Source organism: Pseudomonas sp. 2822-17 (assembly GCF_002742485.1).
Lineage (GTDB): Bacteria > Pseudomonadota > Gammaproteobacteria > Pseudomonadales > Pseudomonadaceae > Aquipseudomonas > Aquipseudomonas cyclaminis.
This window is the reverse complement of sequence record NZ_LJRZ01000272.1, coordinates 15,499-28,749: the sequence shown is the minus strand read 5'-3', so window position 1 is coordinate 28,749 and position 13,251 is coordinate 15,499. Positions and strand designations below refer to the sequence as shown.

Genomic DNA, 13,251 nt, shown 5'->3' with positions numbered 1-13,251 from the left:
CGGCGGGTTGGGCTGAATAGCTGTCAACATTGACAGTAGCGACGAACGGTTGTCACGCGGTGCGGACCCCGGCAGGCGTACGGGCAGGCTGAACGGCTCTAAACGTCAAATGGCGGATGCGTTGCAGAGAAAAACGTCTGGGCCGCTTTACACAGCGTTCCGTTTATGCAAATTAATTACTTCACACTTTCACTTACATTTTTTTCACGTTTTATTCACATCCCAGGCCGTACTGTGAAGCCTCATCCGTTACAAATGTTGCATATCAAGCCCGCCGCCCCAGCGGGCTTTTTTTTGCCTGGGATTTGATCTAGCGCGCGACTTTGCCGACAGGTGCAGAGGCTTGCTCGCGAATCGCCCGTTGGGTGTCCAGCACCCTGGCCAACGCGGTTTCTGCCTCGGGGCTTTGCTGCGGGACACGAATTGCCGCCGAGACCAGGGTGATCAGCTTGGCCATCACCTCAGCGTCGGTGGCCGGGCGGCCCAGGCTCATGGAGTTCATCAGCAGCCGCAGCTCGGTGCCGGCCATCACCCCGGAGATCGCCTTGAGGGCAAATTGCAGGCGCACACCCAGTTCGTTGCGCGGCAAATCCGGCAAGGCCAGGGCGAAGGCTTCGAAAAAGCGTTGGAACACCGGCTGGTAATGCACCTTGAGGTATTCCTGGATAAACGGTGAGGTGTCGCTGTACACCCGGCCCAGGAAACGAATGAACGAACGCCCTTCCCCACTGGCACTGGCCGGGTCGCTGCGCTCCAGGCCCATGGCCGGAGCGAAGAGCACACCGAGCAAGGTGTCGCAATCGAGGGGGCCATCGGCTTCGGCTTCACAACGTGCCAATAGCTCCAGGCGCTGCTCGTTGAGCGGCTCCAGGCGTTGCATCAGCAGGGTCTTCATCAGGGAGTCCTTGTCCCCGAAGTGGTAGTTCACGGCAGCCAGGTTCACCTGGGCACGCTCGGTAATCTGCCGTAACAACACCGCGTCATAACCGTACTTAATAAAGAGCGCCTCTGTCGCATCCAGCAATCGAGTCTTGGTAATGTTTGGAGCGCTGAGTTTCTTCGCGACCATAAAGGGTTCCACGGCGGAAATATTGTTTTAAAAAATAATTTGATTTTTTATACCGGGGCGGCCGTTCGAAAGCAAGTAGTGACACACCGCCATACCATCCAAAGCCTTTGCCAGCGGGCATTTTGCGGCCAGCCAGGGGTATTTTGGCAGCTCCTCACACTGACGGGTTAAATCGTTTCAAAGGGTAAAACCGCTCTACATCCATGGCTGGCGAAGCACTGGGAACACGGTTAGTATTCAAACAATATTTTAAAAACAAGAAATAAAACCAGTCCGTGACGCATACCAGGCAGCTCCCGAACTTGTTACAAGGATTTACAGGGGCATGCCGGCGGCGTCGAGACTGCAGGCGTAGTCATGATGACACAGACCCCCGCGCACCCAGGCTTGATCTCCCTGCAAGGCATCGGCAAACGTTATCAGTTGGCCGGGCAAAAGCTGTCCATTCTCAATGACGTGTGCCTGTCGATCTCCCGCGGTGACAGCTGCGGCATCCTCGGCGCCTCCGGTTCCGGCAAGAGCACCCTGCTCAATATCCTTGGCCTGCTGGACCTGCCCAACAGCGGCCAGTACCACTTTGCCGGCCACGATATTTTGAGCGCCACCCCGGACGAACTGGCGGCGATCCGCAACCAGCAGATCGGTTTTGTCTTCCAGAGCTTCAACCTGCTGCCGCGCCTCAGCGCCCTGGACAACGTCGCCCTGCCCCTGAGCTATCGCGGTGTGTCGCGCCATGAATCGGTGGAACAGGCCCAGCGCATGCTCGAACAGGTAGGCCTGGCCGACCGCGCCCACCATCGCCCCGCCGACCTCTCCGGCGGCCAGCGCCAACGCGTGGCCATCGCCCGAGCCTTAGTGGGCAAACCCTCGGTGATCCTGGCCGACGAACCCACCGGCAACCTCGACAGCAGCACCGCCCAGGACATCATGGACCTGCTGCTGGCCCTGAATCGCGAGCAGCAGGTCACGCTGATCATCGTCACCCACGACGCGCAGATCGCCGAACGCCTGGAGCGCAAGATCCTGGTGCGCAACGGCGTGGTGCACGAGGTCGGTCGCCCATGAGCCTGCGGGTCGAACAGAGCCTCAGCCAACTGCTGCATGAAGCCTTCATCAGCCTGCGCACCCTGGGCAAGCGCTCGGTTCTGGCGCTGCTGGGCATTGTTATCGGCAGTTCATCGGTGGTGGCGCTGATCAATATCGGCCACAACGCGGCGGTGGATGCCGCGCTGATTTTCAAGGACATGGGCACCGACACCCTGGTGGTGCAGTTCCCGCCCAAAGGCAGCAGCAATGTGCCGATGCACACCCAACTCGACCTGCAAGCAGTGCGCGCGGCTGTGCCGGGCATCGCGCATATCGGCGCACTCAGCCTGTTCAGCGGGCCCATTGTGTTCCATGGCCGCAGCGTCAACGCCAACTTTGTCGGCAGCACGCCGGACATTCCCCAGACGATGCGCCTGCAACTGCAGCAGGGGCGTTTCCTGTCGGGCTTCGATGCCAACGAAACCTATGGCGTGATCGGCAACCAGGTCGCTCAGGCCCTGGGGGCGCCGGGCGACCCGCTGCAACTGGGCGACCGCGTGCGCATCAACGACTACCTGTTCCTGATCGTCGGCATCCTGCACAACCAGCCCAGGGCGATGCTGATGCCAGTGCAGGCCAACGAGTCGTTGTTCATCCCCGCCGAAGGCATGCGCCGCATCTACGCCATGCCGCAGATCGGCAACGTGATCATCCGCGCCGCGCCCGGCCAGGACATGGAGCGCATCGCCAAGGAGGCCGCCAGTGCCTTGCAAACCCAACTTACCGAGCATTCTGTCGACATCCAGGTACCCCAGCAGATGATCGATGGCATGACCCGGCAAAGCCGCACCTTCGCCTACCTGCTGCTGGCGCTCGGTGCGATTTCCCTGGTGGGCGGTGGCGTGGGGGTGATGAACGTGATGCTGATGAACGTCTCGGAGCGGCGCCGCGAGATCGGCATTCGCATGGCCCTGGGCGCTCGCCAGCGGGATATCCGCAACCTGTTCCTGCTCGAAGCCGTGACCCTCACCGCCGTCGGCGCGCTGTGCGGCGCAGTGCTGGGCATGAGCGCCGCCTGGCTCTACGCCTGGCTGTCGGGCTGGGAATTCGCACTGGCGGCTGCCGCCCTGCCCCTCGGCGTGGGCAGCACGTTGCTGGTGGGTTTGTTCTTTGGCATCTATCCGGCGGTCTCGGCCTCGCGATTGCAACCGGTGGAGGCCCTGCGTGATGAGTAAATGGCTCTGGCTGCTGGCGCTGATCAGCCTGCCCGGCGTGGCGGCCGACGTGGTCATCCGCCCCTCGGCCCCCAGCAGCAGCCGCAGCGTGTCGCTGAACGCCCAGGTCACCACCCTGACCCTGGGCGACGCGGTGTACCTGGGCCTGCGCAAGAACCCGGCAATCCGCAGTGCCTACCTGCAACGCGTCGCGCAGAAGTTCGATCTGCGGGTGGCCGAAGACGTGTTCAACCCCAAGCTCACCCTCAACAGCTATTACCGCGGCACCCGTGGCTCCCAGGACAGTGCACGCAACGCCAACCTCGCACCGTCCAGCAGCCTGCTCGGCGAGTACGGCACGCGCCTGAGCATGGCCTGGACTCAACAGTTGAACAACGCCGACCGCGCCGGCCGCTACCGCAGCGACGGCCTGGACCTGGCGATCATCCAGCCGCTGATGCGCGGCGCCGGCTGGGACGCCACGACCGCGCCGCTGCGCCTGTCGCGGCTGTCGGAACAGGCCAACCGCCTCAACCTCAAGGCCACCGTGGCACAGACCATCAGCCAGATCATCGCCACCTACCGCGAATTACTGCGCGCCCAGGAGCAACTGCTGATCGTGCAGGAAGCCCTCAAGCGCTCCGATACGTTGCTCGAAGTGAACAAGGCCTTGATCAGTGCCGGGCGCATGGCCGAGTTCGAGATTGTGCAGACCGAGGCCGACATCGCCACCCAGCAACTGGGCGTGGAAGAAGCGCAAAACCAACTGGACAGCAATCGCCTGGCGCTCCTGCGCCTGCTGGCCCTGGACCTGTCCACGCCGATTCGCGCCACCGAAGCCCTGGAAGCCAAGCCCATGCAGATCGACAAGCGCCAGGCCTTCACCCTGGCGCAAACCCAGCAACCGGAATACCTCGCCGCCCTGCTCGGCAGCCAGCAAGCCGACCTCAACCTGGTGATCGCCAAGGACTCCGGGCGCTGGCAGGTGGATCTGGTGGCCGGCGCGAATCAGATCCGCGACAACTACAATAACGACGCCGGCAGCAGCAACAACCGCACGTGGGATAGCTACGCCGGGGTGCAGGTGCAAATCCCCATCGGCGACATCAGCACGCGCCAGGCCGAAGTGCGTGCACGGGTGAACGTGGAGGATCAGGCCATCCGTATCACCGACGCCCGCCAGGAGCTGGAACGCAGCGTCAACGACGTGGTGCGCGACCTCGGCACCCGCTGGCGTCAGTATGAAATCTCCCAACGCGCGGTGGAGCTGTCACGGCGCAAGATCGAGATCGAACGGGAAAAACTCAGCGCCGGGCGCTCCACCAACTTCCAGGTGCTGAGTTTCGAGACTGACCTGCGCAACGCCGAAAACGCGCAGCTCAACGCATTGATCGCTTATTTGAACGCCCAGACACAGCTCGACCTGACCCTGGGCATGACGCTGGAAAGCTGGGAAATCGCCCTCAATGACTACTAATCGAAAACGCCTGCTGGGCGCTGTGGTGATCTTGTTGCTGGTCGGTGCCGGGCTGGCCCTGCGCAGCCCTGCGTCCGATCCCGCCAGCACCGCCGAGCAATGGCTGGCCGTGAAACCCGACCCGCTGGTGCACCAGATCGGCCTGGTGGGCAAGATCGAGCCTGACACCACCCTCACCCTCACCGCGCCGTTCGACGGTAACGTGCAGGCCAACCTGGTGGAGCCAGGCCAACGGGTCGAGGCGGGTCAAGTGCTGCTGCGCATGGACCCGGCCACCCTCGAAGTGCAATTACGCGACGCACTCTCCGCCCAGCTCAAGGCCCGACGCACCGTGCAAGAGATGCAGGACTGGGACAGCAGCCCCGCCGTCAGCCGCGCCCGCCGCAGCCTGCGCACCACCGAGATGACCGCCGGCAACACCCAGCGCAAACTCACCGAAAGCGACAACCTGTTCAAGCGCGGCATCATCCCGCGCAACGAGCTGGACGACCTCAAGCAACAGGCCCAACAGCAACAACTGGACCTCGCCTCCGCCCGCAGCGAACTGCAACAGGCCCTCGACCAGGGCAAGGGTGAATACCGCCAGATCGCCGACATGGAACTGACCAACGCTACGGTGAAATACGAGGCCCTGCGCACGTTGCTCGACGGCCGGGAGGTCAAGGCGCCGTTCTCCGGCATCGTGGTGCCCGCGCCCGGCAACAACACGCCCCAAGGCGGCAGCAGCACCAACGCCCCAATCCAGGCCGGGAGCAAAGTCAGCCAGGGCCAGGTGCTGTTTGGCCTGGCGAATATCGAACGGCTGAAGATTGTCGCCAAGGTCTCGGAGTTGGACATCAACCAATTGCATCAGGGCCAGGCGGTGGAAGTCATGGGCGACGGGTTTGATGGCGAGCGACTGACCGGCTCGGTCAGCGTGGTCAGCGGCTTGGCGATGGCCAGTGACAGCCAGGGCAGCGCGCAGTTTCCAGTGACCTTGTCGATCCCCAAGCTGACCCCGCAACAGTTGCAGCGGGTGCGTCTGGGCATGAGTGCGCGGTTGACCATCGTCACCTACAACAACGAGCAGGCGATTGTGGTGCCCGCGCAGGCGGTCGTTGGCGGTGAAGTGGAGTATCGGGAGGCGATGGACAAGCCGGTGGAGCGAGTCAAGGTCACGACCGGGCAAGCGACGGCGCAAGGGGTTGAGGTGTTCGGCCTGAAACCCGGCCTTGTGAAGCTCTCACAATAATTGATGGTTCAAATCTGGGAGGGGCAAGCCCACTCCCAGATTTAGATATTGGTCAATTTTTCGGCCAGGGCTTTAGCCTGAAGCGCCACATCCGTTACCGCCGTGCTCTCCCACCACATCCCGCGCAACGGTGGGCCCATGGCAAACAATCGCTGGCTGACCTGCCCCTGGGCATCCAGCACGGCGCCGGACTTGTCCGCCGCAATCCCGAGCGCCAACGGCCCAGGCTGGATCAACCCGCGCTTGAGCAACTGTTGCGGCAACGGCCGGGCCACGCGGCGCCAGTCGTATTCGATGCCGCTGGAGTTGATCAACGCAGCACCCGAGACCTGGGTCAGCACCTGTTCGCCACGATGACGCAAACGAATCGTCACGCCCTCGTGCGCAGGTGCCAAGCCCTTGAACGACGCGGCCCTGATCCGCAACCGCCCTTCCTCATGCAGCCGCGCCACCAACTGCGCACTCAACGGCGGCGAGCGGTGGTGATGGCTCTCCCACCATGGCCGTACATGCCGCACAAACTGACGTTTCTCGCGCTCGCTGGCCTGGCTCCACAACCGGCCGATATGGGCACGCACGGTGTCCAGCGGCGCTTGCCAATCGATGCCCTGGGCCTGCGCGATCCGACATTGCCGCCGCACCTCATGCAGCAACTGCCGAGGGCTGCGCAGGCCGTGATCAGCGGCCAGGAAATCCTCCCAAACCGGCGGTTGCCGGCGCACATGGGGCAGCAGGCCGTGGCGTGAAAAAATCTCGATGGGCCCGCGATGCCCGGCCTGTTCCAGGGACACCACCGCATCGACCATGGTCAGGCCGGAGCCGATGATCAGCACCGTCGACAGCGGGTCGAGCTGGGTCATGGCCTGCACATCCCAGGGGTCTACCGCCGCCGCGTTCACGCCGCTGGATTCGGTTTGGGGCGTGCGCGCCGCCGGGAACATACCGGTGGCCAACACGGCAAACGCGCCGCGCAGTTGGCGGCCGTTATCGAGGGTCAGCAGGGTTGAATCCGCGTCCACTTGCAGGTCGACCACTTCAGCGCGCACATGCTCCACCGTGGACGCGGACAGCGCCTTGGCCTCGGCCAACCGCTGCTGCGCATACACGCCGAAAATCCCCCGTGGCGGAAACAGTTCGCTGATGGGCACGTGCTGCTGGTCCGACTCCGGCCAGCCGCCCGCGCCGATGTAGTCGGTGAGCCATTGCGTCAGGTCATCGGCATTGTCCGGGTCGACACTCATGCGCGCCGCGTTGCCGTTGAGGGTGTGGCCCAGCTCCACAGCACTGTAGGCCTCGCCACGCCCCAGTTCGGCGCGCGGCTCGATCACCAGGATGCGCCGCCGGCCACCTAGACGCAGCAGTTGCACCGCCAGCATCGCCCCACTCAGGCCGCCGCCGATGATCAGTACATCAGCGTTGCGGATGGATTCACTCATGCAGGTTCGCCCTTACTGTTTACCCAGATAAATATCATGCAAGTCGCCCCGCGCCAGCAGTTCGGCGGCGCTGCCGCTCAAGGCCACGCGGCCAGTATCCAGCACGTAGCCGTGGGACGCATAGGTCAGCGCGACATTGATGTTCTGCTCGGCGATCAGGAAGCTCACCTGCTGCTCGCGGTTGAGCTGCGCGATGATCGCGAAAATCTCCTGCACGATCATAGGCGCCAAACCCATGGAGGGCTCGTCGAGCAGTACCAACGTAGGACGGGTCATCAACGCCCGGCCGATGGCGACCATCTGCTGCTCGCCGCCCGAGGTGAGGCCGGCGCGGGTGTGGCGCTTGGTCTTGAGCCTTGGGAACCAGGCGTAGATGCGCTCCAGGTCGTGCTCCATGTCCTTGCGGCTCAGGCGCCGCACAAAGCCGCCGCTGCGCAGATTATCCTCCACGGTCAGTTGGCCGAACACGTGGCGCCCTTCCAACACATGCACCATGCCCTGGCGCACGCGCCGGCTGGGGTCGACACCTGCCAGGTCCTGGCTGGCGTAAGCGATGACGCCTCGGCTGACCTCGGCGCGCTCGGCCCGCACCAGACCCGAGATGGCCTTGAGGGTGGTGCTCTTGCCGGCACCATTGGCGCCGAGCAAGGCCACAATCGCGCCCTTCGGCACGTTCAGCGAGACCCCGGCCACCGCCAGGATCGCGCCGTCGTAGATCACTTCAATATCATCGACCGTCAGCAGTGACGGGCTGGCGGATTCAGCAGCGGGCTGGCTCATGGCTTATTCATCCCCGGTGCAGGTGCGTGGCGTCAGGCCTTTTTCCTTGGCGAACGCGGCGGATTTTTCATCGATGAGCGGGCGCAACAGCGCACGGTCAGCGGCGATCCAGTCGCTGACCAGCGTCCAGTTGGCGCCGTCCCATTGCTGCACCCGCGCCGAACCGCCGCCTTCGTGGTCGCTGCACGACAGCTTGAGGTTCTGCATCAGGCCCAGGTAGCCCATGGCCTTGAGGCGGGCGTCGTCGATATTCAGATGCTCCAGCCCCCAACGGCCTTCTTCACCGTTGAGTGGACGCTTGCCGAACCTGGCCTGGGCGGTGCGGATCGCTTCTACCGCCACGGCGGCGTTCACCAGGCCCGAGTTGTAGTAGACGCTGCCGAAGTTCTTCAGGTCCTTGAGGTCGCTGTTGCCCTTGTCGAGGATCGATTGCTTGAGGCGCTTGTGGATCTCGAAATCGGCACCCGCCGGGTAAGGCGTCAGCGCCAGGTAGCCTTTGGCGGCCGCACTGGCGGGCAACACGTCTTCGCTGGAACTGGCCCAGATATCGCCGATGATATGGTCCACCGGGAAGCCGAAACGCGCGGCGGTCTTGACCGCCACCGGCGTCGACACGCCCCAGGTGCGCAGGAACACCCAGTCCGGGTTGGCCTGGCGCACCTGGCGCCATTGCGCCGATTGTTCGTTGCCCGGATCGGCCACCGGGATCTGGATATTTTCAAAGCCGTATTTCTCGGCCAATAACTTCAGCGGGCCGAGGGTTTCACGACCGTAGGCCGAGTCGTGGTAGACCGTGGCAATCTTCTTGCCCTTGAGTTTGTCGAAGCCGCCTTCGCGCTGGGCGATGTAGTTCACCAGCGTCGACGCCTCGCTGTAGAAGGTCAGCATCACCGGGAAGTTGTAGGGGAATACCGTGCCGTCAGTGGCTTCGGTGCGACCGTAACCGAGGGTGATCAACGGGATTTTGTCCACCTCGGCCCTTTCGCTGAGCGCATAGGCGGCGGGCGCGCCGTTGGGCTGGTACACCGCGACCGGCGCGCCGTCCAGGCCATTCTTGAAGCGCTCGTAGCACTCGATGCCCTTCTCGGCCGTCCACTCGGTCTCGCATTCCTGCCATACCAGTTTCACGCCATTGATGCCGCCTTCGACCTCGTTGATATAGCGCAGGTAGTCGATCATCCCGGCCCACACTTGCACGCCGCTGGACGCATAGGCGCCCACGCGGTAAGTCGCCAGGGGGAAGAATTGCTGGTCGGCCGAGGCCATCGCCTGGGGGGCGGCAGCGGACAACGCCGCCAACGCAAAGGCCGCACTGACCAGGGATCGTTTCAAGGATGCACGCATGGAGATTCTCTTCTATAGGTCAGAAACGTAGCGGCCACTGGCGCAGCCGGTCGCGAAGGTTGTGCAACAGGCGAATCAAGCCCTCGGGTTCCTTGATCAGGAACACGATGATCAATACGCCAAAGATGATTTTCTGCAGGTTCTGCAACTGCCCCGCGTCCACCGAACCGCCGAACAACGCCTGCCCGGCATGGCTGAGAAAGATCGGCAGCAAACTGATGAACGCCGCGCCGACGAAGTTGCCGGCGATGCTGCCCATGCCGCCGATAATGATGATGAACAGGATCTGGAATGAACGGTTGATATCGAAGCTGCTGGCGCTGGCCGTGCCCAGGTAGGCGAACGCCCACAACGCACCGGCAATGCCCAGGTAAAACGAGCTGACCGCAAACGCCAGGCGCTTGTAACGCACCACCGGGATGCCGACCACGGCGGCGGCGGTGTCCATGTCGCGGATCGCCATCCAGTTGCGCCCCACCTGGCTGCGCACCAGGTTCACCGCGGCCCAGGTCAACAGCAGCACCGTGACCAGCGTCAGCCAGTAACGACCGAGCGGCGTGTTGAGGTCATGGCCCAACAGCGCAAGCCTGGGCGCCGAGATGGTCCCGGACGAGCCGTAGTTGTAGAACCAGGGAAACTTGACGAACAGCCACTCCAGGAAAAACTGCGCGGCCAATGTGGTGACCATCAGGTAGAAGCCTTTGATCCGCGAGCTGGGCAACCCGAACACCAGGCCGACCAAGGCGCTGATAATCCCACCGCCGAGCAACGCCACCGGCAACCCCAGCTCCGGCAGGCGCAGCAGGAAGCCGTAGGTCGCAAAGGCGCCGACCGCCATGAACCCCGCAGCACCCACCGAGGTTTGCCCGGTGTAGCCGGTCAGCAGGTTCAGGCCCAACCCGGCCAGCGACAGCACCAGAAACGGGATCAGGATCGCATTGAGCCAATAGTCATTGCCCCACAGCGGCACCCCCACAAAGGCCACCCCCAGCAGACCGAAAAGGCCCCAAGGCACTCGTCGCGGGACCAGCAATAACGGCGCGGTTTGTTGAGCAACAGGGATCGACATGGTTTCAGACTCGCTCAATGGCGCGCTCGCCGAACAGGCCGGCGGGACGGATATACAGGAAGGCCAGGGCCAGGACATAGGCGAACCACGGCGTGATGCCGCCGCCGATCAGCGGGCCGATATACACCTCGGCAAGGTTCTCCGCCGCGCCGACGATCAGCCCGCCGACAATCGCGCCGCCAATCGAGGTAAAGCCGCCGATGATCAACACGGGCAAAGCCTTGAGCACCGCCAGCGACAGCGAAAACTGCACCCCCTGGCGTGAGCCCCACAACAAACCGGCCACCAGCCCGACAATGCCGGCCACCGCCCAGACGATCTGCCAGATGCGGTTGAGGTTGATGCCGATGGACAGCGCCGCCGTGGTGTCATCCGCCACGGCGCGCAGGGACACGCCGATGCGGGTTTTGTTGAACAGCAGCGCGAGCACCGTCACCAGCACCACGGCAGCCGCGGCGGCGATCAGGTCGAACTGGCTGAGCATCAGCGGGCCAACAAACAGCGGCACGTCGTCGATGCCCAGGTCCACGGCACGCACTTGCGCGCCCATCAAGCCTTGGGCCAGGCCTTCGATAATGAACGACAGGCCCAAAGTGGCCATGAACAGGGTGATCTGCGAACGGTTCACCAGTGGCCGCAATACCAGGCGCTCGATAAGCAACGCGCCGACGATCATCACGATCACCGTCAGCAGCAGCGCCAGGGCAAACGGCACGCCCTGGTCGTGCAGGCTGACGAAGGTCAACGCGGCAAACAGCAGCATCGCACCCTGGGCAAAGTTGAACACGCCGCTGGCTTTGTAGATCAGCACAAAGCCGATGGCGACCAGGGAATACAGGGTGCCGGCGAGCAGGCCGCCGAGCAGGGTTTCGAAGAAGAAGGTCATCAGTGCACGGCTCCCAGGTAGGCGGCGATCACTTCGGGATTGGCCTGCACCTGTGCCGGCGTGCCGTCGCCGACTTTGCGCCCGTAGTCGAGCACCACCACATGGTCGGACAGGCCCATCACCACGCCCATGTCGTGTTCGATCAACACCACGGTAGTGCCGAGGTCGCGGTTCACGTCAGCGACGAAGCGCGCCATGTCCTGTTTCTCTTCGGCGTTCATGCCAGCCATGGGTTCGTCGAGCAGCAACAGGCTCGGCCCGGCGATCAATGCGCGGCCCAGCTCCACGCGCTTTTGCAGGCCGTAGGACAAGTTGCCCACCAGCACATCGCGGTGGGCTTGCAGCTCCAGAAACTCAAGGATGGCTTGGCCACGCAGGCGAAAGGCCTCGGCTTCACGTCGCGCACGGGGCAAGCCGAGGGCCTGCTCGATAACACTGCTGCGCATATGCCGCGACAGGCCGGTGAGGAGGTTGTCGAGCACGCTCATTTTCTTGAACAGCGCGTTGTTCTGGAACGTCCGGCCAATGCCACGGCGTGCGGCCCCCAACGGGTCGATGCGGTGGAAGTGTTGCGCCTCGAAAACGATCTCGCCCGCGTCAAAGCGATACACGCCATTGAGCACATTGAGCAACGAACTTTTACCGGCGCCGTTGGGGCCGATCAACGCGCAGATCTCGCCGCGCCGCACCTCGAAAGACAAGGCGTTGATGGCCTTGACCCCTTTGAATGACAGCGAGATATCGCGCACCTGGAGAATAGCGTCACTCATGCGATATCCCGTTTGAGTTCGGCCAGCCACACCGGCTCGGCCGTGGATTTGAGGGGCTGCCAGATAAAGGCCAGGCGCTGGAAGCCCAGCAGTTTGCGCACGCGGTTTTTCAGCAGCCGGCGCAGGCCGCTTTGGGGGTGGGCGATGGCCCAGTCGCACAGGCGTCGACGCCAGGTGCCGTGGGGGGCCAGACGGCTTTCGATCTCATCGGCCAAGTGCTGTAACCGCTCGGGTGACAGCAGCAGGCCGGTGGGCGCGACTTCGCCGCGATCACGCTGCGCCGAGGCCAGGCTTTCCGGAAATGCCAGGCCGTGGCCGCTGCTCAGCCATTGCTCCAGCAGGACGTCCAGGCCGCCCTGCCAGTGGGTGCCCTCCTCGCTCCACAACGCGGTTTCGCCGGTGGGTTGCCACCAGCGCTGCAGGTGTTGCGCCGGGTCCACGGGGCCGAGTAACTGGGCGAAATCCAAGCGCTGGGTGAACGCCCAATCGCGCTGGCGACCTTGAACGTAGGCGTGACTGGGATGGATGCGCCACAGGTGTTGTTCCAGTGCCTGCGGCTCAAGGTTATCGGCCAGCGTCAGCACGTGTGCGCCGACGGACTGGGCCGCCAACGCCAGCAGCAACAGGTTCGGCTCAAAGGCGCCGCTGAGCACCAGGCGTGACTGGTCGCTGAAACCTTGCTGGCGCAAACCATCGGCCAGCCGCTCGACGTCGCGCAAGGTGTCGATCCAGCGCCAGGCATACCATTGCCCCTGGCGCTTGTGGCGCAGGGCGATGTGCAACGGCGTGAGTTGCGACCAGTGGCGCAGTTGCTCCAGAGAGGCCGTTGGTTCGTGCACGCTCATAGGGGATTGCTCCATTTGGGGGGGGGGCGTGCGGTGGTCCGCTGGCTGGGATATCCAACACTACACAGGGCAAATGTGGGAGGGGGCTTGCCCCCGATGGCGGT

General features: G+C 63.6%; 12 protein-coding genes. 4 read left to right on the top strand and 8 right to left on the bottom strand.

All coding sequences use genetic code 11. The features are described 5' to 3' along the window. Positions 1–310: 310 nt before the first annotated feature. Entirely contained in the window at positions 311–1,069 is a 759-nt protein-coding gene (locus AOA60_RS03900) for a TetR/AcrR family transcriptional regulator (protein ID WP_099583281.1), read from the bottom strand. 357 nt (positions 1,070–1,426) lie between these two features. On the opposite strand from AOA60_RS03900, the gene AOA60_RS03895 reads away from it, so the two are divergent. The 4 genes from AOA60_RS03895 to AOA60_RS03880 are packed head-to-tail and all read left to right on the top strand — an operon-like array spanning position 1,427 to position 6,017. Next, positions 1,427–2,134, top strand: coding sequence for an ABC transporter ATP-binding protein (locus tag AOA60_RS03895; protein ID WP_099583280.1), 708 nt, complete (start codon positions 1,427–1,429; stop codon positions 2,132–2,134). Further along, on the top strand, positions 2,131–3,330 hold the full coding sequence (locus AOA60_RS03890) for an ABC transporter permease (protein WP_099583279.1): 1,200 nt from the start codon (positions 2,131–2,133) through the stop codon (positions 3,328–3,330). Before AOA60_RS03895 ends, AOA60_RS03890 begins: the two co-directional genes overlap by 4 nt. Then, positions 3,323–4,786, top strand: a complete 1,464-nt coding sequence (locus tag AOA60_RS03885; RefSeq protein WP_099583278.1) for a TolC family protein — start codon at positions 3,323–3,325, stop codon at positions 4,784–4,786. The genes AOA60_RS03890 and AOA60_RS03885 overlap by 8 nt, the downstream gene beginning before the upstream one ends. Beyond that, on the top strand, positions 4,776–6,017 hold the full coding sequence (locus AOA60_RS03880) for an efflux RND transporter periplasmic adaptor subunit (RefSeq protein ID WP_099583277.1): 1,242 nt from the start codon (positions 4,776–4,778) through the stop codon (positions 6,015–6,017). The genes AOA60_RS03885 and AOA60_RS03880 overlap by 11 nt, the downstream gene beginning before the upstream one ends. Positions 6,018–6,058: 41 nt before the next feature. On the opposite strand, the gene AOA60_RS03875 is transcribed toward AOA60_RS03880, so the two are convergent. Genes AOA60_RS03875 through AOA60_RS03845 form a run of 7 tightly spaced genes read right to left on the bottom strand, consistent with a single transcriptional unit; the run spans position 6,059 to position 13,147 of the window. After that, on the bottom strand, positions 6,059–7,453 hold the full coding sequence (locus AOA60_RS03875; protein ID WP_099583276.1) for an FAD/NAD(P)-binding protein: 1,395 nt from the start codon (positions 7,451–7,453) through the stop codon (positions 6,059–6,061). Positions 7,454–7,465: 12 nt separating this feature from the next. Continuing rightward, positions 7,466–8,233 (bottom strand): ABC transporter ATP-binding protein, encoded by a 768-nt coding sequence (locus AOA60_RS03870; RefSeq protein WP_099583275.1) that lies wholly within the window; start codon positions 8,231–8,233, stop codon positions 7,466–7,468. A gap of 3 nt (positions 8,234–8,236) precedes the next feature. Then, complete coding sequence (locus AOA60_RS03865) at positions 8,237–9,577, bottom strand: ABC transporter substrate-binding protein (RefSeq protein WP_099583274.1); 1,341 nt, start codon at positions 9,575–9,577, stop codon at positions 8,237–8,239. Between the two features lie 19 nt (positions 9,578–9,596). After that, positions 9,597–10,646 carry a branched-chain amino acid ABC transporter permease gene (locus AOA60_RS03860; protein WP_099583273.1) on the bottom strand — a complete coding sequence of 350 codons (1,050 nt, stop codon included), beginning with the start codon at positions 10,644–10,646 and terminating at the stop codon, positions 9,597–9,599. A 4-nt stretch (positions 10,647–10,650) separates the two neighbouring features. Beyond that, positions 10,651–11,532 carry a branched-chain amino acid ABC transporter permease gene (locus tag AOA60_RS03855; RefSeq protein WP_099583272.1) on the bottom strand — a complete coding sequence of 294 codons (882 nt, stop codon included), beginning with the start codon at positions 11,530–11,532 and terminating at the stop codon, positions 10,651–10,653. Continuing rightward, positions 11,532–12,302 carry an ABC transporter ATP-binding protein gene (locus AOA60_RS03850; RefSeq protein WP_099583271.1) on the bottom strand — a complete coding sequence of 257 codons (771 nt, stop codon included), beginning with the start codon at positions 12,300–12,302 and terminating at the stop codon, positions 11,532–11,534. Before AOA60_RS03850 ends, AOA60_RS03855 begins: the two co-directional genes overlap by 1 nt. Then, a complete protein-coding gene (locus tag AOA60_RS03845) occupies positions 12,299–13,147 on the bottom strand; it encodes an AMP-binding protein (RefSeq protein WP_099583270.1) in 849 nt (282 codons plus the stop codon). Before AOA60_RS03845 ends, AOA60_RS03850 begins: the two co-directional genes overlap by 4 nt. Between the last annotated feature and the right edge of the window lie 104 nt (positions 13,148–13,251).

Bases quoted from the DNA above. Each gene is read 5' to 3' on its own strand.
- AOA60_RS03900 (WP_099583281.1), bottom strand. From the start codon at position 1,069: ATGGTCGCGAAGAAACTCAGCGCTCCAAACATTACCAAGACTCGATTG.
- AOA60_RS03895 (WP_099583280.1), top strand. From the start codon at position 1,427: ATGATGACACAGACCCCCGCGCACCCAGGCTTGATCTCCCTGCAAGGC.
- AOA60_RS03890 (WP_099583279.1), top strand. From the start codon at position 2,131: ATGAGCCTGCGGGTCGAACAGAGCCTCAGCCAACTGCTGCATGAAGCC.
- AOA60_RS03885 (WP_099583278.1), top strand. From the start codon at position 3,323: ATGAGTAAATGGCTCTGGCTGCTGGCGCTGATCAGCCTGCCCGGCGTG.
- AOA60_RS03880 (WP_099583277.1), top strand. From the start codon at position 4,776: ATGACTACTAATCGAAAACGCCTGCTGGGCGCTGTGGTGATCTTGTTG.
- AOA60_RS03875 (WP_099583276.1), bottom strand. From the start codon at position 7,453: ATGAGTGAATCCATCCGCAACGCTGATGTACTGATCATCGGCGGCGGC.
- AOA60_RS03870 (WP_099583275.1), bottom strand. From the start codon at position 8,233: ATGAGCCAGCCCGCTGCTGAATCCGCCAGCCCGTCACTGCTGACGGTC.
- AOA60_RS03865 (WP_099583274.1), bottom strand. From the start codon at position 9,577: ATGCGTGCATCCTTGAAACGATCCCTGGTCAGTGCGGCCTTTGCGTTG.
- AOA60_RS03860 (WP_099583273.1), bottom strand. From the start codon at position 10,646: ATGTCGATCCCTGTTGCTCAACAAACCGCGCCGTTATTGCTGGTCCCG.
- AOA60_RS03855 (WP_099583272.1), bottom strand. From the start codon at position 11,532: ATGACCTTCTTCTTCGAAACCCTGCTCGGCGGCCTGCTCGCCGGCACC.
- AOA60_RS03850 (WP_099583271.1), bottom strand. From the start codon at position 12,302: ATGAGTGACGCTATTCTCCAGGTGCGCGATATCTCGCTGTCATTCAAA.
- AOA60_RS03845 (WP_099583270.1), bottom strand. From the start codon at position 13,147: ATGAGCGTGCACGAACCAACGGCCTCTCTGGAGCAACTGCGCCACTGG.